Source organism: Bacillus sp. RO2 (genome assembly GCF_012911845.1).
In the GTDB taxonomy this organism is placed as follows: Bacteria; Bacillota; Bacilli; order Bacillales; family Bacillaceae_I; genus Sutcliffiella_A.
This window is the reverse complement of record NZ_JAAXCU010000032.1, coordinates 84,724-105,070: the sequence shown is the minus strand read 5'-3', so window position 1 is coordinate 105,070 and position 20,347 is coordinate 84,724. Positions and strand designations below refer to the sequence as shown.

The window sequence follows — 20,347 nt, the reverse complement described above, 5'->3', positions numbered from 1 at the left end:
TTCATCTCCTGTATAACTACTATATACCACATTACTTTGAATTAAAACTAATTATATGCTCTTGAATGTGCTCTATTAAAAAATGAATTTGTTTTATGAGTGAGGAGTGCGGGTATTACAAGACTATAAAACAAGGAGGCGATAAAATGAGTAAACTATTTAAAAGAGTGTTTGTTGCGGTGTTGCCGATATTGGTGAAGGAAGGATTCCGATATTATAAAGAAAGAAAAAGCTCGTCCACCAGCAACACAAAAAGTGCGTAAGGTATTGGTGTTTGAAAGGAGGGAATCACATTGGATAAGTTTACTTATTATGTAACAATGGAAACAGGCCAGATTCACAGGGAACCTTTTGACGATCAGGTTAAATATTATGAAGTTCTTGCAACACAGGAAGAAATTCATGAGATTGAAAGACTTTTTGAGGAGTTGCATACGACAGAATATAGTCCAGATGCGTTCAAAAGCCCGCTAAATGAAAAAAGCACCCAAGAACATAGGGACAAACAGCAATTAATACTAGATAAAATTCTTGTAGCCATCTATGAGTTGGGTACGGAAGTGACCAAAGAAGAGATTCGCACAATGAATGGAATGAACCAGCGTGTTTAATAGGACGCTGGTTTTTTTATGGGGGTAGAGTGTAAGATTGGTAGCATCTAACCATAAATAAGAACAATATGGAATAATTTATTTGGAATAAAGACCTATTTTTGGCTATGCCTTGGGCTTTCCGTTGAAAGTAGCGTGAGACCGCGTTAGACTAGGTTAAAAAGTAGTGTTAGGAGTATTCCTATGATGAATAAACAAAAACCAATTAGCATGTATCCTGCAGTGGCAGTGATCATCTTTGATGAACAAAAAAGAATCTTATTACAAAAGCGAGCAGATGTGGGTTTATGGACCATTCCAGCCGGGCATGTAGAGCCCGGTGAGACAGTAGAGGAAGCGGCTGTGCGCGAGGTGTATCAAGATACAGGGCTGGTGGTCGATCCGTACCGCCTGATTGGAGTGTACTCAGATCCAGAATCACAAACTTTCGAATACCCGGATGGGCGCTTAGTCCAGTTTGTCACATCCTATTTTGAAGCGGAAATTACGGGAGGGACAACAACTAAGAAGGACCCTGCATTGATTGAACTAGAATTCTTCGCCCCAAACAAATTGCCGCATGACCTGTTGCCTATGCATCCAAGATGGCTCGTCGATGCATTTTCAGATCGACGTGAGGCGTTTGTACGATAAAGATAGAATACGAATAAAGGATAATTTGGTGCAACCATTTAGTATTCGACACTAACTAAAAAAATCCTTGAGGGGTCTGACCCCCTCAAGGATTTTTTTTTCATATCTTTCTACTCATATATATCAATCAATCTAAAATCAATCTTCGAACCATCAATGCACATTTGTTAGAAACGTCAGGAAGAAGAGTGCCGCGATCACATAGAGTGGGGCGGAGACTTCTTTTGCTTTGCCTAGTACCAGCTTCATTAGCGGGTAGGCGATGAATCCGAATGCAATTCCGTCTGCGATAGAGTAAGAGAATGGGATCATTACAATTACTAAGAATGCAGGGAATCCTTCTGATAGGTCTTGGAAGTCGATTTGCTTCACCGATTGAAGCATCAATACACCAATGATAATCAAAATTGGCGCAATCGCACTGCCAGGAATTATTTTAATGAAGGGAATCGCAAACAAGGAAAGCAAAAATAGGCTTCCTGTCGTTATTGCTGTTACACCGGTTCTTCCGCCAGCGGCGATACCTGCTGCCGTTTCCACTGTCGAAACGGTAGGGCTGGTACCGAAAAATCCACTTGTTAAAATGGAAATTCCGTTTGCCTGGAAGGAACGTTTGAACTTTTCAGGGCGGTTAATCATTCCAAGGTGTCCGTTGATAAGCCCGATGTTCTCAAACAGGAGAACCATCGTTAAAGAGAAGACAGCCACTAAAAATGTGAACTCTCCAATCTTTGCAAAAGAAACGGCACCAAATAAGGAAAGATAGCTATCCATCGGTAAAGCACTTCCTCCAACATCAGAAAAGCTTACCACTCCTAAAACAGCTGCAATAATTGTACCAGCAACAATACTAATTAAAAAGTTGGCTGGGACATTTCGCATAAATAACGTAACGGCTAAAATAACAGTCAGAATTGTGGCAACCACATAGGGATTAGAAACATCTCCAAGTGATAGTAGAGAGTTTTCACCCTTTACGATAAGACCGCCTTTTTCTAAACCGATCAGGGTCAAAAATAATCCTAACCCAACCGTAATCGCATGCTTTAAAGAGCTTGGAATTGCCTCGAGTAGCACTTGTGCAAGTTTTGTAAACGAAATAATCGTTACTATCACACCAGAAACCACTACAACGCCCAATGCTTCTTGCCAAGTTAATCCCATAGAGTGAACCAACGTATAGGTAAACATAGCGTTGATTCCCATACCCGGAACGAGGATGATCGGCGCATTTGCCCAAAACCCCATCAGCCAACAGCCCACTACACAAGTGAGGATAGTGGCGATGATTCCGGCTTCCATCGGAATACCTGCTTCTGCAAGAATCGTTGCATTAACAGCAATAATGTACACAATGGTAAAGAAAGAGATCATTCCGGCCATCATTTCACGCTTTAGAGTCGTCTCATGACCAGCCAAATCAAATGAATTCTTCATCCATTGAAGCATAATAAAACACCTTATTCAGTTTCCCTCTCCCACCCGGCCGCACAGGACCCACAAACATGTATTATAACGCGCAAACACCCTTCCGACAATAGTAAATTTCGTTGAGTGTTGTTAGAATGTTCAGAAAAAATACACATTCTTTTATATATAAATGGGGTAAACTGGTAGTAATGAAAAGGAAAAGGGTGAGTGCGGTGGACTTTTTTCGACTAACAGATGAAAAAATTAGAAAAGCTTATGAAGATGGAGAATTTGAAAACCTGCCAGGATACGGAAAACGTTTGGAACTTGAAGACTTATCCAATGTTCCTCCAGAAATGAGAATGGCCTACAAAATGATGAAGAATGCCGGAATGATGGAAGAACAACAAGTGCGGACAGAAATTGAATATTTGGAGGACCTTATCGAAGGAGCGCATAGTGATTTAGAGGAAGCCAGGTTGAACCAAAGACTGACTGAAAAACAACTTCGATTACAGCAACTCATCCAAAAGAAGAAAAAAGATGCCAACTCAGCAGTTTTTAAAGACTATCAGAACCAAATCATGAAAAGGTTTGATTAAACTATAAAATCCACAACCGAGTCACCTCTTGAATTAGGTGAACTCGGTTTTTATTTTACATAGACGTTACACCAACATTACACTTTCAATTCTCATCAAATTCTCATCCCACCAGCACCAATATTTAGGTAGTATAAAAGAGAGACTCAAAATTAGGCAATTCGTCTAAAATAAATCATAGAACCCACACTTAAAGTGGAGGTGCAACCATGTGCAAAGTACTTATTATAGAAGACGAAAAAAATCTTGCTCGCTTTATTGAGCTGGAATTACAATATGAAGGTTTTGAAGTTGCCACATCTTATGATGGGAGAGAGGGACTTGATCTCGCATTAAAAGAAGAGTGGGATATAATCTTGCTAGATCTGATGCTACCCGGACTTAGTGGGATGGAAGTTTGTCGGAGAATACGTGCAGCCAAAGAAACCCCCATCATTATGCTGACTGCAAGGGATAGTGTGATGGACAAGGTATCAGGTCTTGATAGTGGTGCAGATGACTATATGTCCAAACCATTTGCAATTGAGGAGCTACTTGCAAGAATTCGTGCACTTTTCCGCCGTATGGAAGGGAAGAAGGAAGAGGCACACAATATTCTTTCATTCAGAGAGCTGAAAGTAGACCTGGATGCAAGAACCGTCACGAGGGCGGATGAACAGATTGAACTGACAAAAAGGGAATTCGACCTTCTTGTGGTGTTCATAACCAATATTAACAGGGTGCTAACAAGGGAACTATTGTTAGATAAAGTATGGGAGCTAGGTTCTTACGCTGAAACAAATGTTGTTGATGTCTATGTCCGTTATCTGCGCAATAAGATTGATAAACCAAACGAAGAGAGCTATATCCAAACAGTACGAGGCACAGGTTACGTGATGAGAAAATGACTAAATTGCAAAGATATATTAAGCAACTGCCAATCAGATGGAAAATAACTATTTGGTCATCATTAGTATTATTTGTCCTCTTTGTAGCCTATAATTCTGTTCAATATTATGTAATGAGAACGTGGATGATTGAACAAGAGGAACGTAATATTCAGGAAAAGATGAAAGAAATACAAGCATATTTCTCTGAACAACCATTTTTTATAGGAAGGTCTGAGATAGTTAATAGCAGCGGTTTTATTGAGAAAGTAAATGAAACGAATGAACTTATCCGTGTCATCGACAGAGAAGGGACTCTGCTGGTTGCTGTTGCAACAAATCTCCCTCGAGAATTACTTATCACACCAGTGGAAAGCAAAAACCTTGAGCATGTGAAGGTAAATGGAAAACACTATCTCATTCATCGAAAACCCGTGATTACCAATGGATTTATTGGGTACATAGAAATAATAAGAGACTTAAAGAATTATGAGCGGCTTCGAGGACTGATTTTTCTTGTCACATGGTCTGCTGGTGCTGGAGCCATTCTTTTGAGCGGAGTCGGCGGTATGCTTATTGCCAAACAACTCCTTGCCCCAATCCAAGCGCTCACGGATACAATGAAACGAATTAAGATGCGCGGCTTTAAAGAACGGGTGCCGCAGGATAAAAACCAAAAGGATGAGATAGCAGATCTGTCCAATGTTTTCAATGAAATGATGGATGATGTAGAAATTTCTTTCCAAAAACAAAAACAATTTGTAGAGGATGCCTCCCATGAATTGCGTACTCCAATATCCATTTTAGAGGGACATCTGAAACTGCTCAATCGTTGGGGGAAAAATGATCCTGAGGTGTTGGAAGAGTCACTAAAGGCTTCACAACAAGAAGTAGAACGGCTCAAAATGCTTGTCTATGAGTTGCTGGAACTCACCAGACTGGAATCAGATAGATTGGAATTAGCAGAGGACTTCATACAACCTGTCCATGTGGTAGAAGAGGTTGTGAAAAAATTCACCTTGCTCTACCCTTCTCTCTCATTTAAGTATGAGAATAACTTAAATAGTGATATGAAAGTAGCCATAGCAGAAAGGCATTTGGAGCAGGTTCTCATCATTTTACTTGATAATGCCGTGAAATATTCTAATGGTTCCACAACAGTTGAGATTGTTACAGAACAAATAGAAGACCAATTTGCCTTATCCATAAAAGATTATGGGATTGGAATTCCAAAAGATGATCTAGAAAAAGTTTTTGATCGTTTTTATAGAGTTGATAAAGCACGGAGCAGAGAAAAAGGTGGTCAAGGACTTGGACTCTCCATCGCAAAAAGAATGGTGACGAATTACAAAGGTACCATTATAGCGGATAGTGTAGAAGGAGAATGGACGATGATTACTGTTAAGCTGAATGGTGTACTAGAAGAAACACAACAAGAGTAGCGTAACTGAAAATTTCTCATCATATTCTCATTTTTCTTTAAGATTACTTTCATCCTAATAGGGTTAAATAAAAGTAGATAAAAAACTGATGAGGTGAAGCGAGTATGGGTTATTATGACGATCATGTAACTCAAAAGAGAACTAGGAAAGAAAAAAGCTTCGGAAAAGTAGTCTTTGCAGCAGTTACAGGAGGAGTTGTAGGTGCGCTTGGAATTGTAGCCATGTTACCCGTCCTTTTGGACTGGGGATTTTACATGGATAACAATGAAGCAGGTGCAACTGAATCAACACCAATGAGTGTAGAAACCAACTCTGTAGTTCAAACAGACCAAGTGGAATATGAAAAAATACAAACAAACATCACAAATGCGGTAGAAAACGTTTCTGAAGCTGTAGTTGGGGTAGTTAATATACAAAGTGGCGGAAATTCCTTGTTTGACCCACGAGGCGCACAGGGAGATCAGGAGGCTGGAACCGGCTCAGGTGTTGTTTACAAAAAGGAGAACGGTAAAGCTTATATTGTAACTAACGCACATGTTATTGACGGAGCTTCGAAAGTGGAAGTAAGCTTGGTGGATGGAACGAGAGTGGAAGCTGAAGTGGTTGGCAGCGATGCATTGACAGATTTGGCTGTTTTGACGGTAGATGATGCAAACATTAAACAAGTTGCAACTTTCGGTGACTCTGATGCAATCACCTTAGGTGAACCGGTCATTGCTATTGGTAACCCTCTAGGACTTGAGTTTTTTGGATCTGTAACACAAGGAATCATTAGTGGAAAAGAGCGGATTATTCCCGTTGACATAGATCAAAATGGCCAGGCTGACTGGGAAGCAGATGTTATTCAAACTGATGCTGCCATTAATCCAGGGAACAGTGGTGGAGCACTTGTTAACCTTCGTGGGGAAGTTATCGGAATCAACTCCATGAAAATTGCTCAATCAAGAGTAGAAGGAATAGGATTTGCCATCCCTATTCGTGCTGTTCAACCGATCATCGAAGATCTGGAGAAGCATAAAGAAGTGCAAAGACCGTTTATGGGAGTAGGCTTAGCTTCCCTATCTGATGTGCCACTTGAAGCACAAAGGTCTACTTTAAAGCTTCCTGAAGAAGTGAAAAGCGGAATCGTCGTTACAGGAGTAGAACCAACTTCTCCTGCAGATAAGGCTAATCTTAAACAATACGATGTAATTGTAAAACTAGATGACCAAGAAATAAAGGACGCACTTGGTTTAAGAAAATTCCTTTATAGCCAAAAAAATATCGGCGATACGATGAAAGTTACTTATTATCGTGATGGCAAGTTGGAAGAAACTGAAATGAAACTAGTTAAGCAAATGTTCTAGTGTAGAATATAGATCAAATATGTATGTGTGAAAGTCCAAAAATCTAATGAATAGAGGGATTGAAACATGCAAAAAACTGTAGAAAAAGCCAAAAAAGGAATCGACGTCAGGAAGATTGTCGATAAGTACAAAGCTAAAGGAATTAAGGTAGAAGTCGTAAAACCCAGGTTAGATCTTATTAAAGGATTAAGCCCACAATAACCATATATTCTCCCCCCTTAAATATATATAGGCGATCTGTTATCAAGAGTGGTAACTGGTCGCCTTTTGTGGTTCTTTAACAATTTTGAAAAAGATTATTAAATTTGGTCAAACTAAAAAACCGGACATTTGTCACGGTTTTGTAAGGGAAATCTATTTATTTCGTAATTAGTTCTTGAACCATGTATTTTTGGTAGATGTGAATGATTTCTTCATCATCCATTCCTAAAACTTCTTCACGCAGGTGACCTTTGTTAGCTAATGTTTGTTCTACACTTTCACGTTCCATGTCCGTTAAAAAGTATCTCTTTGAAACTATCATCTTCTAGCACCTCGTTTGTTTTTAGTATTTAATGATAGTATTCCCAGTTTAGTAGAATAATATACATGAAAAGCTAAAAAAAACGAAAATTTATGATATATCCTCAAACGCCGCTGTTGATCTACGCAAATGGCTTCGCTTTCCTAGGGGCGCTGCTGGAGCCTCCTCGGCTACGCCTGCGGGGTCTCCACCTAGCGCTATCTCCCTCAGGAGTCTTCGCCTTTTGCTCCAATCCACAGCTGTAAATTATTAAGTACCGCAGGAGTCTCGTAACTTTTTTTCAACAAGCAAGTGGGATATGTTAATACTTTACATTTACTGTTTTTCTATATATTCAAATAGGAATGATTGGCCGTTTCGGTAGAATCTTGGGTCGTAGATGCCCAGTTTTTCTTTGTCATCGACTATTACTACAAATGGAGACCATTCGTATAAGGTTTTTGCTTCTGGAACTTCGGCAAATAGTGTGTCCAGGTCGGCTTCTTCTGCGGATTTTAATGTGTATTGCAATTTAGGTTCTGTGAAAAGTGCATCATCAAAGATTTCCACGGTATGTTCATTTTTACCTATGATAGAAAAGTGCCAAGGGAGGAAACTTGCAGACAATGCGACTTGATCGTATTTATCTTCATATTGCTTATACAACAGATATCCCTGGCTAGTCTGTAAGGCAATATGAGCAATTATCAGAACCCACACCAAGCGATAAAGTTGATGTCTTTCTTTATTCCAAAGCTTTCTGGCGAAAAAGGCGAGAGCAATAACTATCCAGATAACAAAATCCACAATGGGGATGGTGCCAAAGGTTATTCTTATAGTGGAGAATGGCTCTAGGTATCCTGTTCCCCAAGCGTTGAACAAGTCTGATGTGTTATGGATGAAAACAGCAATAAGCGGGACCCAGAGAAAACGCCAATCTTTTCTCTTCAAAAACCAGATACTAATTAGAAAGAAAAGCAATGCCCAAATCGGAACCATAAACAATGAGTGGGTAATGCCTCTGTGCCACATTTGATACATGCCTTCTGTATCCCAGAGGCTGGAGATGACATCACTGTCCGGAATTTGGCTTGCCCCAACAGCTGAGACAAACATTGCTATTTTTGTTTTTTTGTCATCTTGGCGCTTGTCGACTGCACCGTATATGGTCATCCCAAAAAGTGTATGGGTAATCGTATCCAAATAAGCCACCTCATTGTATGTCTATTCCTTATTTATTTTACCTTATTAAGTCCAAATAAAAAAAGAAACAACCTTCTGCAGGTTGCTTCATTTTGCGTTTATTGATTCATTTTCTTCTGTCGGTTCTGGAGGCAGAGGATCAATTTCTATGGCGTCTTTTTTGTTAAGTCCTTGTGAGACATTATAGAGAAAGATGCCCATCAATAAAAATAATAATAAGACAAATCCTATTGTTGCTGCGTATAGAAAAGCCATGCTTATCCCCCCTCTGTACACTTATATGCACAAGGAAGTAGGGCTAGTACTATGTATAATTTAGGGTGAATGTTGAAACTGTAAATTTTTTAGCTGTTGATTGGAGCAAAAGGCGAAGACTCCTCGAAAATGCTACGCATTTTCTTCGTGCGATGAATCGCTGCCGAAGCCTTCCTTGTCCTGAGGGAGATAGCGCTAGGTGGAGACCCCGCAGGCAAAGCCGAGGAGGCTCTCGTCAGCCCCTAGGAAAGCGAAGCCATTTGCGGAAATCAACAGCGGCGTTTAGCAAAGTATTTTAGATAAAAAAACACCTACCGAAGTAAGTGTTTTAGAATTCAAGTTATTGTTTACGCAGGTTGCCCAGTTCTTCTGCGATTGCTTGCATTTCGTTCGGGCTGAATGATGGTTTTCTCATGACAAGTTCATAAATATCTTTTAACTCTTCATACATTTCTTCATCAAAATGGGAAGGCTTAATGGCGCCAAGGTTTAATACTTTGAGTTTGCCTTTGATGGCTTCAATCATATATTCTACATTTTCTGTTGATTTTTCTGTTAAGTTCATCTGAACCGTCCTTTCGTTCAATAGCTTTTCCTTATTTTATCACGAATGGAGAAAAAACAGTATCTTCTTATGGAAACTAGGGTATTAAACCATTACAAGATTCGTGAAAGTTTCAAAATATGTTTATAATAAAGGTATGTTTGACGGAAAATGTATGTAAAAGAAAAACTATTGGATAGGAGAGAGATTATTATGGGGAACAGAAATAAATTAGTGGATGGTATGTTGATTGGGGCGCTTATCGGTGGGGCCATTTCTTTATTAGATAAAAATACAAGAACCACAGTCATACATAATGGCAGGTGTGTTGGTTCAAAATTAAAGTATGCGATGCAGCATCCACAGGAAATTGCTGATTCAGTACGTCATCAAATCGAATCTGTAAAAACAAAAGTGGAAGATGTATCGAAGGATATTGATTATCTTCGTTCTAAAGTGAATGAGTTAAAAGAAACGACACCTCAGATGCTCGAGATAGTTTCAGAAACTAAAGAAGTTATTGCTAAGCATTTGGATTCAGCAGAGCGAAAGAATAAAAACTTGTCGTAAGGTGGACTTGCTCACAATAGAATAGAGTAAATGATACGTGCTGGAGGAGAGTGAATGGGGATATTACGTTTTGGAAAACAGCTGTTTCATCGCCTAGATCGGAATGAAGCATTGGGTATGTCAGCAGAGTTAGCGTATTTTTTCTTATTATCTCTTTTTCCGTTTCTTATTTTTTTACTCACCCTAATTGCTTATGTGCCGATTACACAGGATGATGTGTTAGGAATGATTCACCAGTATGCTCCAGGAGATACGATGCTTCTAATTGAATCAAATGTAGTTCGCATCCTAAATGAACAACGTGGAGACTTATTGTCTTTTGGGATCATCGCGACGATTTGGTTTGCTTCTAATGGAATTAATGCAATTGTTCGGGCGTTCAATAGGGCATTTGATGTAAATGAGAATAGACATTTCTTCATTGTAAGAGGCACGGCAATCTTGTTAACCCTTGCGATGGTATTTGTCATTATTGTGGCGTTGTTATTGCCTGTTTTTGGTAGGGAGATCGGTTTGTTTATTTTTTCCTCCTACGGCCTGTCAGAAGAATTTATCACCATCTGGAATACCATTAGGTGGGGAGTAAGTTTTGTCATTTTGTTTTTTGTTTTTACTTGTTTGTATTTGGCTGCACCAAACATCCGTCTTCACTTAAAGGATGTGTTGGCAGGTTCTTTTTTTGCAACAATCGGTTGGATGTCTGTTTCGGTTTTGTTTTCCTATTATGTGAGCAACTTTGGGAACTATACAGCGATGTATGGAAGTCTTGGAGGGATAATTGTTCTGCTTGTGTGGTTTTATCTTTCAGGTCTGATGATTATCATTGGTGGAGAAATCAATGCAATCTTGCTGCAATGGAAGAAAAGCTTTGTGCGATAAAAATTCCCAGACAAACTTTTCACTCAAAAGGGAAATCTATTGTTGAAAGACACTCTAACCAAATCGGAGGGACCTTTCATGACAAAGCATACGAAAAAAGATGGCGGTACAAAACAAAACTCTAAGCACAAACCGAAGAATAAAACTTCAGGAAGTGCAAACGGGCAAAACGGCTATCACTAGATAGCAAAAAAGCAGCGGGCATATGGCCTCGCTGCTTTTTTATGGTGAATCTATCGTAATAATCTTAATCCATTTAGGATAACAAGTATGGTACTGCCTTCATGGCCAATGACACCGAATGGAAGGTCAATGAATTGAAGGAAGTTGGAACTGATTAGAAGCATAATTACTGTGATAGAGAAAATGACATTTTGTTTAATGATTTTGTTCATTCTTTTCGATAGCTTTATGGCTTCAGCAATTTTCACTAGATCATTTTTCATCAGTACGACGTCAGCAGTTTCAAGTGCTACATCTGTGCCTTCCCCCATTGCTATTCCTACATTGGCTGTTGCGAGTGCCGGAGCATCATTTATCCCGTCCCCAACCATTCCGACCATGTTATATTCTTCTTTTAAATTTTTTACGGTTTCTACTTTTGTCTCTGGCAAGCATTCCGCTACAAATTTTCCAATAGCAGCCTGATCTGCAATGGCCGCAGCTGTGCGTTCGCTATCACCAGTAATCATAATGGTCTGAACCTCAAGAGTACGAAGTTGCTTGATAGCTTCTACGGTTTCTTTGCGGATAACATCTTTTAAAGCCAGAATGCCGACAATTCCTGCTTCATCTTTTACATAAACGACCGTTTTTCCTTCATTGGTGTAGGATTCTGCAATCCCATCCCCAAACAATTTGGCAGTATCTGTCCCAACATAATCGGCCTTGCCTACAAGATATTCCTTATCATGTAAGTTTCCTTTTACTCCCCAGCCTGCTTTATCGTCCAAGTGATCCGGACGTATGAGAGGTTTAGGGCTATTTTTTCGGGCATATGCTGTAATTGCCTGTGCGAGCGGATGGTTAGAATAGCTTTCAATGGAACCGACAATATATAAGAATTCGTCTTCCGTTATATTTTCACGGACTACCACGTCTGTTACTTCAGGCTTTCCTTTCGTTAGCGTCCCAGTTTTATCAAAAGCGATGGCTTGCAGATGGCTTAAATTCTCCAGGTGCACGCCGCCTTTAAACAAGATTCCTTTGCGCGCACCATTGGAGATGGCAGACAATGTTGCCGGCATAATGGAAGCAACTAGTGCACAAGGAGAAGCAACAACAAGAAGAATCATCGCCCGGTAAAAGGTTTCGTTCCAGCTCCATCCGAGAAGGAAATGGGGGAGAACCATCATGACAGCAACAACCCCAAGGACAATTTTCACATACGGTCCTTCAAAACGTTCCAAAAATTGTTGAGAAGGAGATTTTTCACTTTGAGCATTTTGGACAAGATTGATAATTTTTTGGAACAAGGTTTCTGTAGAGAGTTTGGTGACCTCCACCACTATTGAGCCGTTAACGTTCATGGTTCCTGCATAGACCCCATCGCCTTGTTTTTTCTCAAGAGGGATCGATTCGCCTGTGATGGCAGCTTCATCTATCGCGGATTCTCCTCTGACAATGTTTCCGTCTGTTGGAATACGTTCGCCAGGTTTAACAAGTACGTGTTCACCTATGGCAAGCTCGGAAATATGCACTCGTTCTTCCTTGTCACCCATTATTCTTAATGCTTCCTCAGGTTGAATGTCCATGAGGGCGGAAATTTCTTTTTGACTCCGGTTCATTGTGTATGTTTCTAAAGCGCCACTTAGTGCGAAAATAAAGATAAGAATGGCGCCTTCCATCCAATACCCGATGATTGCAGCACCAATGGCTGCAATGATCATCAGCATTTCTACATTCAGTTCTTTTTCTTCGATGGTATCTTGTATGCCTTCTTTTGCTTTAAAGTATCCACCAATCAAAAACGAAAGAATGAAAATAGGGACAGCAACGGTTTGGATATCAAACTTTAACAATATCCAACCTGTAAAAATTAGTACCCCTGAAATTATGGCGAAAATAAGTTCGATGTGAGTGGTGAACCTGGTGAGAACTGATTCTTTTTGTAGACTTTCTGTCATTTCTTTCATATTATGCAACCTCCTAATTGAGAAAAATAATCAACATCAGTAACCTAATTAAATGATGAAAGCTGCCATCTATGTGATAGCAGCAACACTTATAAGGAGTCTTTTCTACTGAGAGTAATTATCAATAAATTATATTAATTATTATCTAGTTATTATTATAGATTAATGCAATGGAGATTGCCAGTATTTTTTCTTTTCCAAGACTATACAGTATGTAAGATATAATTCTTGTGTGTATAATGTAGCTTGGAGAGAAGGTGAATGGCCGTGAAAGCTGAAAAATTTTTTACAAGCAAGCTTGGTATCATTGCAGCAGCGATGTTTGCGACATTTCTGTGGGGCAGTGCATTTCCTGCCATTAAACTAAGTTATACTGCTTTAGATATAGGGGCGAGTGATTATGACAAGCAGCTTTTATTTGCTGGCTATCGATTTTTCCTCGCTGGTGTTATGATCTTTCTATTTTTTACCCTATTGAGCCAACCGCTAAAACTGAGAAGAGCGACTATCATTCCATTGGCACAGCTAGGGTTAGTACAGACTTTCTTGCAATATTTATTGTTCTACTTTGGTTTAAGTTATTCAACGGGAATGCAGGGAGCAGTTATAGCTGGAACGGCTTCGTTTTTTCAAATTTTGTTTGCTCATTTTTTATATGCCGACGATTCCTTGTCTGTCAGGAAATGGATTGGTATAGCATTGGGGTTTGGTGGCGTGTTAGTGGTTAATTTGCCAAAAGCCGGTGCGGGTGTTCAATTTGGAATAGGGGAGTTACTTCTTTTGCTGGCGATGATGGCTTCTGCTTATGGAAACATTATGGCAAAAGAACGCGCGGCATCCATGAATGTGTCTTATCTAACGGCGTATCAAATGTTGTTCGGGTCGGTAGGGTTAATTGTCGTTGGTGGAGTTAGCGCAGGGTTTCTTCCATTTGCCTTTAATGGGTATACGCTGTTGCTTGTGGTGTATCTTGCATTTTTATCCGCAGCAGGCTTTATTCTGTGGAACAACGTAATGAAATATAACAAGGTTGGTAAAGTGTCGATGTACCTTTTCCTAGTACCTGTGTTTGGTGTAATGCTATCTGGTGTGTTTTTAGATGAAGTTATGCATTATTCCATATTGATTGGCTTAATGCTTGTGGTTGTAGGGATCATTATTGTCAATGGACAGAAAAAAGCAAAAGTAACACAAAATGAAAAACTGCAACCTTCCGCTTGATGTGGGAGGTTGCAGTTTTTTCTTTTTGGGTGGAACTTCGATTTTAGAGACTTTGATGAATCATCATTTGCTCGTAAACATTATTGTATAGATGCTCGATATCGGCATCCGTCATAAAAGCCAATGACTCACGATCTGCCTTCTTCATCACTTCAATAAAATTAATCATGTTTTTACGTTCCTGTCTGCTCATGTTCTCTTCTCCTCCTTTGTATTAGTACAGTGTATGTTCGATTTATATTATTATATAACAGAATATTTAGAAATGGAACAACTTTTTGAAAGTTTTTTGAAAAAGGGGTCAGACCCCTTTATGTCGCGGTAATAAGGTGATGCGACAAAGGAAAAGGTTGATGTAAGGGGGTATTCCAGAAGTTAGTGGTATGGTAGGATTAGACATTAGTTAGAGTTTTTTATGTCAGGAGGGTAATTTATGGTGAATGTTACAACAGAGGTTATCATTAACTGTTCGAAGATGCAGGTGGCGGACTATGCAGCCAATCCGGATCATGCGCCGGTTTGGTATTATAATATCGATTCATCCGATTGGCGGACACCCAAACCTTTGCAGCTAGGTTCACAAATTGCGTTTAGAGCAAAATTTCTTGGCAAGGAACTCGCTTACATATATGAAATTGTTGAATTTATACCTGGCGAAAAATTAACGATGAAAACTGCACAAGGTCCATTCCCAATGGAAACCACTTATACATGGACTGCAATAAATACCAATACAACTAAGATGACACTTCAAAACAAGGGAGAGCCAAAGGGCTTTTCCAAATTGTTTTCACCTATTATGGCAACTATGATGAAAAAGGCAAACGAGAAAGATTTGAAGAAAGTTAAGGAGATATTGGAAAACCAATAAATTCTGGGATAGGAAAAAGGAGACTAATAATGTTTTTCAAAAAGACATGTTATTTTTGTAAGAAAAAAGTAAGAACCTATTTCACTTACAAGGAAAAGAACAAAAAGATTTACTGCTGTCCCCTTTGCAAAACCTATGCGGATAGGAGAGCGTTTGTACCATATTAATTGGTTTATATTATGCTTCAACTCTTTCATTAAATCTCCTAGCTTATGGATAGGGATTAAAGAAGTGCCAAAAACACCTGTTGTCTAAATAAGTAGGACAACAGGTGTTTTTACTAGGGACTAAATATTGATACTGCATTTAAAGGAGCTTGCAAGTAATCGCATCTTGTTTATATCGATTTATCCTTTCACCGCAACCATCCCTCGTTCTCCAAAAGAATACGTCAACAAGAATATCACAAACAGCAAAAAGCTAATGATGTGGAAAAAGCTGATGTCAGAAAAGTATTGAATAAAAAGCCCTCCGAAAAATGGCCCGCCCAGACTCCCAATACTAAAAGCAATTCCACACATAAGATTACCAGTAGGGAGAAGGTTTTTAGGCATCAGGTCTGTCATGTAGCTGATACCGAGCGAGAAGGTAGATCCCACGAGCATTCCTGCGATGAAGATGCATACCGCCAATGCGATGAAAGTTTCTTCAAGGAAACTTGCGGTTACAAAACTTAAGCAACCCGTGGAAAGAATAACCAGTAAAATATTGCGACGACCAAATTTGTCGCTCAATATCCCAAGAGGCAACTGAAAAACGATTCCACCGATAGCAAAGGAAGCAAGTAATACAGAAACACTTCCAACCTCAATTCCAGTCCGCAAAGCGTATATAGGAAAACTACCGTTCAATGAAGCTTCCAAGAAGCCATAGCCTAGAGGTGGCAGGAAGGCAATCCATCCATATTTCCAGGCTTTACGGAAGCGTGCAATGGTTTCAAAGAAAGAGTTAACTCCAAGTTCCTGTTCAGGATGTTCATTTTTCAGAAAGAAGAGAAACACCCAACCTATCAAACAAAGTATGGAGGATAAAATAAATGGAAGTGCCTGGTTTATCTCAACCAATGGCGTCATTAGAGGGCCAGTTGCAAAACCAATTCCAAAAAACACTCCGTATAGAGAAATATTTCGGCCTCGTACATTTTCAGCTGAAAACGATGTAATCCAAGTTTGCGTTGCAAAGTGCAAGGCATGGTCTCCAATCCCAATCAGCAAACGTAAAATAAACCAGAACCAGAAGCTCTGCCATAATGGAAAAAGTGCGAGGGAAACAACAACTAGAAAACCGCCGACCAAGATTACTGGACGGTAGCCGTATTTACGCAAAGGTTGTTCCATAAAAGGGGATGCAAGTAATATTCCAATATATAAGGCTGTGGCGTTTAGTCCATTTAAAGTAGAGGATATGCCACTATTTTCAAATATAACAGCAATTAAAGGTAACAGCATTCCTTGGCTAAAGCCGGAAACTGCTACAATGGATACAAGGATCCAAAAACGGAAACGATTCATAAGATGCAACCTCGAAATGTTAGTATTTTTACCACCCCTAATTCTACATAACTTATTACGATTTTGGAATGGATAATATGTAGCAGACAAAAAACTGGCAAGGGTATTTGTAGATTTGCTATTCTAAATGTAAGAAGGAGATGAAAGCCAAATGGAATTCAAAATGAGAGAAGTCGGATTTAAGACGAACTTGGAATACGGAGAGTTACATGTTGCAGGCGATGAGCAATACGGTTTCCGTCCGTATCAGTTGATGGTATCTTCCATCGCAGTTTGCAGTGGCGGCGTGCTAAAGAGCATCCTGAAAAAGAAGCGCATGGAAATAGAGGATATCACGATTAATGCAGATGTTACACGTAATGAAAAAGAAGCGAATCGAATTGAGAAAATACATATTCATTACACGATAAAAGGACAAGACCTAGTGGAAAGTAAGATCGAATCTGCCATCGAGCTTGCCAGCAAGAACTGTCCGATGGTCCAATCTGTTAAGGGCAGCATTGAAATTGAAGAGTCATTTGAATTGGTTTAACACCATTAGAAGTACTATCCACTTGGTTGGATGGTGCTTTTTTAGGTTGTGGGATTAGGGGTGCCCTTACTAGAAGTGGTTTTAGGTAATTGATCTTTTATATTAAGAATGGATCTAAAAAACGGGGCTAAATTTGTACGAAATCAGCAAAAACTCATACTTTTAAATGTGTTCGGCCATTTTGGGCCGTGCTTCGGACACTTTGCTCGTATTTCAGCAGGACGTTCGGACAATTGAGGGTGGAGTTCGGTCAATTTTTTTTCACCTTTGGACACTAAAAAATTTCGTTCGGTCATTTAACGTCAATCTTCGGTCAACTTCTCCAAATCTTTGGTCAAAAATCCGAAATCTTCGGACATTTAGACTTACGAAACAAGTATATGGCACTCAAAACCCCACGACACACTTTATCACTGGTATTTTCATAAACTAACTATCAATATAAAAAAAGGAAAATTTTATAATATATAGAATACAAACAGAAAAGGGTGCAAACACAATGATAATTCTAAAATCAGAAAGGGAAATAGAAGCAATGGCAAAAGCGGGGAAACTTTTGGCGGCCTGTCACAGAGGATTGGCGAAAAAGATTAAACCCGGAATTACTACCATAGAAATTGATAAGTATGTGGACGCATTTTTAAAAAAGAATGGTGCTAAATCGGAACAATACGGATATAGGGGATACAAGTTTGCTACATGTGCCTCCGTTAATGATGAGATTTGTCATGGATTCCCTAGGGAGACACCTCTAAAAAAAGGAGATCTTGTCACGATTGATATGGTAGTGAATCTCCATGGTGCACTCGCTGATTCGGCCTGGACCTATGCTGTTGGTGAGGTATGTGATGCAGCACAAAAACTGATGGATGTGACGAAAAAATCCTTATATCTAGGAATTGAAAAGGCGGTTATCGGTAACCGTCTTGGAGATATCGGTCATGCAATCCAAACGTATGTAGAAAAAGAAGGCTATTCAGTTGTCCGTGATTTTACTGGACACGGCATTGGCAAAAGCATTCATGAAGAGCCGCAAGTTTTCCACTTTGGGTCACCGGGTCGTGGCGTCCGTCTAAAGGAAGGAATGGTCATCACCATTGAACCGATGGTTAACGAAGGCACCTGGCACAGTAAGATGGATGATAATCGATGGACGGCTAGGACAGTGGACGGAAAACTTTCTGCACAATATGAACATACCATAGCCATCACAAAAAATGGACCGGTTATTTTGACTGAGCAATAAAAAAAGGAGATGATACTGATTAAAAGATGGAATGATTTAACGGCATATGAGTGGATTGAAGAAAATACCGTAAGTGTTGATTTTGAAAATTGGAATGGCGGCAGAGTCGGCAATCTTATTCCGAATGGCTATACCCACTATTGCAAAATCATGAATTCAACCTTTTATCGAGACCAAAGTATCCAAGATGAGACACTTTTCTGGAGTCAGTTTCATCCGCTCCATGAAATAGAAATGGACCTTGGTGAAGGGATAACCCTAAAGGAGCTCGCTACAAAGTACGATATCTTATATGACAAAAAGATTAGCAGTAAGGCAATTGCCAAAAAGCTTGGAGGCTGTCCAAGATATTTAATTTATCCTGATGAAGGTCATATCAATCTGGATGTACTGAAGGAAATGACCAAGGTATTGGCACCCTTCGCGAATAATAAAACATGTTATTTCTTTTATCATATTATGAAGCTAATTGGCAGGATCCCGGAAGATGAAGTGGAAAACGGGCATCTGTATACAGGCAAACTCAGCGATATATTCACTATTTATAACAAGGGGGAATTGGACGGCTCCCCTACATATTGGTGGCCCGAAGATCGTAGCTGGTGCCTGTCCACCGACTATGACCTTGATTTCACGATTTTCGGAGGAAGTAAACGTCTATTCGATGCATTAATGTCCAATGATAAGTTAGAATGTATAGAAGTAGATTTGGAGACTAGGATTGATGAATAGTCTTTATTCTAAAGTAATATGGGGCAACCTTGTTGATCGAAGCGCCTGGAACGAAGATCAACCGATACATGATATAACCAAAATGGTTAATAGTTTCTAGGTTTGTAGACCACTCACCCCGAGTGGTCTTTTTAGAACCATTTTTGAAATTAAATTTCAACTTTAAAAATAATTGTTGACACTAAAAATCAGAAAATTTATACTTATATTAATAAAAGTGTTAGGGGATTAACAATGATTATAGGCATTGACGGGGGAGGAACCAAAACTACCGGAGTGGCTGTAGAAGAGGGTGGAAAGATCCTTGCGTTAAAAACGGTAGGTCCCTCTAACCCGAATAGTTCGTCCGAAGAAGCAGTTCGTCATGAAATCAATGAGTTGTTTTCTATTTTAACAAAAGGGAAAGCGCTTACAGAAGAAGATGTTGTTTTTGCCGGTATATCAGGTGTCGAAAGTGGTGGAAAAAAAGAGTGGTTCATCAAGTTGTTGAGAGAGTTTACAGGTCCGCTTGCCAACATTTTCGTTGATAACGATGCTGTGACAGCACTTTATTCGGAAACAAAAGGTCAACCAGGAATTGTATGTATCAGTGGTACAGGTTCTATCGTCTATGGAATTAACGACATGCTAGAACGTGACCGTGTTGGTGGCTGGGGGTACCTGATTGGCGATGGGTATAGTGGATTTGCCCTAGGGAAAAAAGCGTTGGATCATATTTTCTCTAACTATGATTATCAAGGCGAGTCACCAGGAGAAATGAGCGATAAAATACTCAACCAATTTAAAGTGGAGACGGTTCCTGAATTGGTACCTGTTATGTATGAGATGGGGAAAAGCCGTGACAGAGTAGCTTCCATTGCTAAGATAGTGATAGAGCTTTCAAGTATAGGTGATGAAAAAGCTATTAGTTTTTTACATGAAGCAGCAGACTCCATGATGAAAGACATTACTATTTTATTTTACAAATTATATGGGCAAGATGGTGAACATAAGCAAATTCCTATCGTCTTAACTGGCGGAATTAATCAACATGCCAAAGAGATTATAACTTATCTGAAAGAAAAAGGATTGAAAGAGCGTTCGCCGTTTTCTTTCAAGCGGGCAGCCCAACATCCTGTGGCAGGTGCTATATATGCTTCTCATAAGGAAATGGGAAAAGACATCACTCCAATCTTTATAAAAAGGTTGGAAGCAGAATTAACAAAATGGATGAAAACGGATGTAAAAGGATGATAG

At 39.5% G+C, this 20,347-nt stretch carries 23 protein-coding genes; 15 read left to right on the top strand and 8 right to left on the bottom strand.

Features of this window, described 5'->3' with window-relative positions; all coding sequences use genetic code 11:
- Positions 1 to 293 precede the first annotated feature (293 nt).
- Both HF078_RS07770 and HF078_RS07765 read left to right on the top strand, forming a co-directional pair.
- The gene (locus HF078_RS07770) at positions 294 to 611 is read left to right on the top strand and encodes a hypothetical protein (RefSeq protein WP_169290613.1); all 318 of its coding nucleotides are present in this window, start codon (positions 294 to 296) and stop codon (positions 609 to 611) included.
- 183 nt (positions 612 to 794) lie between these two features.
- On the top strand, positions 795 to 1,244 hold the full coding sequence (locus HF078_RS07765) for an NUDIX domain-containing protein (protein ID WP_240951700.1): 450 nt from the start codon (positions 795 to 797) through the stop codon (positions 1,242 to 1,244).
- 153 nt (positions 1,245 to 1,397) lie between these two features.
- Here HF078_RS07765 and HF078_RS07760 read toward each other — a convergent pair whose 3' ends face one another.
- Positions 1,398 to 2,693 carry an NCS2 family permease gene (locus tag HF078_RS07760; RefSeq protein WP_169290612.1) on the bottom strand — a complete coding sequence of 432 codons (1,296 nt, stop codon included), beginning with the start codon at positions 2,691 to 2,693 and terminating at the stop codon, positions 1,398 to 1,400.
- 170 nt (positions 2,694 to 2,863) lie between these two features.
- Between HF078_RS07760 and HF078_RS07755 the strand changes: the two genes are divergently transcribed.
- The 5 genes from HF078_RS07755 to HF078_RS21040 all read left to right on the top strand — a co-directional run bounded on the left by HF078_RS07755 (position 2,864) and on the right by HF078_RS21040 (position 7,111).
- Entirely contained in the window at positions 2,864 to 3,256 is a 393-nt protein-coding gene (locus tag HF078_RS07755; protein WP_205831554.1) for a DnaJ family domain-containing protein, read from the top strand.
- Between the two features lie 209 nt (positions 3,257 to 3,465).
- The gene (locus tag HF078_RS07750) at positions 3,466 to 4,143 is read left to right on the top strand and encodes a response regulator transcription factor (RefSeq protein ID WP_169290611.1); all 678 of its coding nucleotides are present in this window, start codon (positions 3,466 to 3,468) and stop codon (positions 4,141 to 4,143) included.
- On the top strand, positions 4,140 to 5,564 hold the full coding sequence (locus tag HF078_RS07745) for a sensor histidine kinase (protein ID WP_169290610.1): 1,425 nt from the start codon (positions 4,140 to 4,142) through the stop codon (positions 5,562 to 5,564). The genes HF078_RS07750 and HF078_RS07745 overlap by 4 nt, the downstream gene beginning before the upstream one ends.
- Before the next feature lie 104 nt (positions 5,565 to 5,668).
- Positions 5,669 to 6,910: a S1C family serine protease gene (locus tag HF078_RS07740; RefSeq protein ID WP_169290609.1), complete on the top strand. Its 1,242-nt coding sequence runs from the start codon at positions 5,669 to 5,671 to the stop codon at positions 6,908 to 6,910.
- 66 nt (positions 6,911 to 6,976) lie between these two features.
- Positions 6,977 to 7,111 carry a hypothetical protein gene (locus HF078_RS21040; protein ID WP_010191666.1) on the top strand — a complete coding sequence of 45 codons (135 nt, stop codon included), beginning with the start codon at positions 6,977 to 6,979 and terminating at the stop codon, positions 7,109 to 7,111.
- Positions 7,112 to 7,268: 157 nt separating this feature from the next.
- On the opposite strand, the gene HF078_RS07735 is transcribed toward HF078_RS21040, so the two are convergent.
- From HF078_RS07735 to HF078_RS07720, 4 genes are all read right to left on the bottom strand, one after another.
- On the bottom strand, positions 7,269 to 7,433 hold the full coding sequence (locus HF078_RS07735; protein WP_169290608.1) for a hypothetical protein: 165 nt from the start codon (positions 7,431 to 7,433) through the stop codon (positions 7,269 to 7,271).
- Positions 7,434 to 7,748: 315 nt separating this feature from the next.
- Positions 7,749 to 8,615 (bottom strand): metal-dependent hydrolase, encoded by an 867-nt coding sequence (locus HF078_RS07730; protein ID WP_169290607.1) that lies wholly within the window; start codon positions 8,613 to 8,615, stop codon positions 7,749 to 7,751.
- Between the two features lie 87 nt (positions 8,616 to 8,702).
- Positions 8,703 to 8,870 (bottom strand): hypothetical protein, encoded by a 168-nt coding sequence (locus HF078_RS07725; RefSeq protein ID WP_169290606.1) that lies wholly within the window; start codon positions 8,868 to 8,870, stop codon positions 8,703 to 8,705.
- Positions 8,871 to 9,210: 340 nt separating this feature from the next.
- Entirely contained in the window at positions 9,211 to 9,435 is a 225-nt protein-coding gene (locus tag HF078_RS07720; protein WP_010191662.1) for a DUF1128 domain-containing protein, read from the bottom strand.
- A 192-nt stretch (positions 9,436 to 9,627) separates the two neighbouring features.
- Between HF078_RS07720 and HF078_RS07715 the strand changes: the two genes are divergently transcribed.
- Positions 9,628 to 9,984 (top strand): YtxH domain-containing protein, encoded by a 357-nt coding sequence (locus tag HF078_RS07715; protein ID WP_169290605.1) that lies wholly within the window; start codon positions 9,628 to 9,630, stop codon positions 9,982 to 9,984.
- A gap of 54 nt (positions 9,985 to 10,038) precedes the next feature.
- Positions 10,039 to 10,863 (top strand): YihY/virulence factor BrkB family protein, encoded by an 825-nt coding sequence (locus HF078_RS07710; RefSeq protein WP_169290604.1) that lies wholly within the window; start codon positions 10,039 to 10,041, stop codon positions 10,861 to 10,863.
- A gap of 233 nt (positions 10,864 to 11,096) precedes the next feature.
- Here HF078_RS07710 and HF078_RS07705 read toward each other — a convergent pair whose 3' ends face one another.
- Positions 11,097 to 12,998 carry a heavy metal translocating P-type ATPase gene (locus tag HF078_RS07705; RefSeq protein ID WP_169290603.1) on the bottom strand — a complete coding sequence of 634 codons (1,902 nt, stop codon included), beginning with the start codon at positions 12,996 to 12,998 and terminating at the stop codon, positions 11,097 to 11,099.
- 267 nt (positions 12,999 to 13,265) lie between these two features.
- Between HF078_RS07705 and HF078_RS07700 the strand changes: the two genes are divergently transcribed.
- Complete coding sequence (locus tag HF078_RS07700) at positions 13,266 to 14,219, top strand: EamA family transporter (RefSeq protein ID WP_169290629.1); 954 nt, start codon at positions 13,266 to 13,268, stop codon at positions 14,217 to 14,219.
- A gap of 43 nt (positions 14,220 to 14,262) precedes the next feature.
- Here HF078_RS07700 and HF078_RS07695 read toward each other — a convergent pair whose 3' ends face one another.
- On the bottom strand, positions 14,263 to 14,412 hold the full coding sequence (locus HF078_RS07695) for a BH0509 family protein (RefSeq protein WP_010191652.1): 150 nt from the start codon (positions 14,410 to 14,412) through the stop codon (positions 14,263 to 14,265).
- A 240-nt stretch (positions 14,413 to 14,652) separates the two neighbouring features.
- On the opposite strand from HF078_RS07695, the gene HF078_RS07690 reads away from it, so the two are divergent.
- Positions 14,653 to 15,090 (top strand): SRPBCC family protein, encoded by a 438-nt coding sequence (locus HF078_RS07690; RefSeq protein WP_169290602.1) that lies wholly within the window; start codon positions 14,653 to 14,655, stop codon positions 15,088 to 15,090.
- 347 nt (positions 15,091 to 15,437) lie between these two features.
- Here the strand turns inward: HF078_RS07690 and HF078_RS07685 are convergent, their stop codons facing one another.
- Positions 15,438 to 16,691: an MFS transporter gene (locus tag HF078_RS07685; RefSeq protein ID WP_346775321.1), complete on the bottom strand. Its 1,254-nt coding sequence runs from the start codon at positions 16,689 to 16,691 to the stop codon at positions 15,438 to 15,440.
- Between the two features lie 61 nt (positions 16,692 to 16,752).
- Between HF078_RS07685 and HF078_RS07680 the strand changes: the two genes are divergently transcribed.
- From HF078_RS07680 to HF078_RS07665, 4 genes are all read left to right on the top strand, one after another.
- Complete coding sequence (locus HF078_RS07680; protein ID WP_169290600.1) at positions 16,753 to 17,133, top strand: OsmC family protein; 381 nt, start codon at positions 16,753 to 16,755, stop codon at positions 17,131 to 17,133.
- Between the two features lie 499 nt (positions 17,134 to 17,632).
- Positions 17,633 to 18,379 (top strand): type I methionyl aminopeptidase, encoded by a 747-nt coding sequence (gene map, locus HF078_RS07675; protein WP_169290599.1) that lies wholly within the window; start codon positions 17,633 to 17,635, stop codon positions 18,377 to 18,379.
- 9 nt (positions 18,380 to 18,388) lie between these two features.
- Positions 18,389 to 19,111, top strand: coding sequence for a hypothetical protein (locus HF078_RS07670; protein ID WP_169290598.1), 723 nt, complete (start codon positions 18,389 to 18,391; stop codon positions 19,109 to 19,111).
- A gap of 234 nt (positions 19,112 to 19,345) precedes the next feature.
- A complete protein-coding gene (locus HF078_RS07665) occupies positions 19,346 to 20,344 on the top strand; it encodes an N-acetylglucosamine kinase (RefSeq protein ID WP_169290597.1) in 999 nt (332 codons plus the stop codon).
- The last annotated feature ends 3 nt before the right edge of the window (positions 20,345 to 20,347 follow it).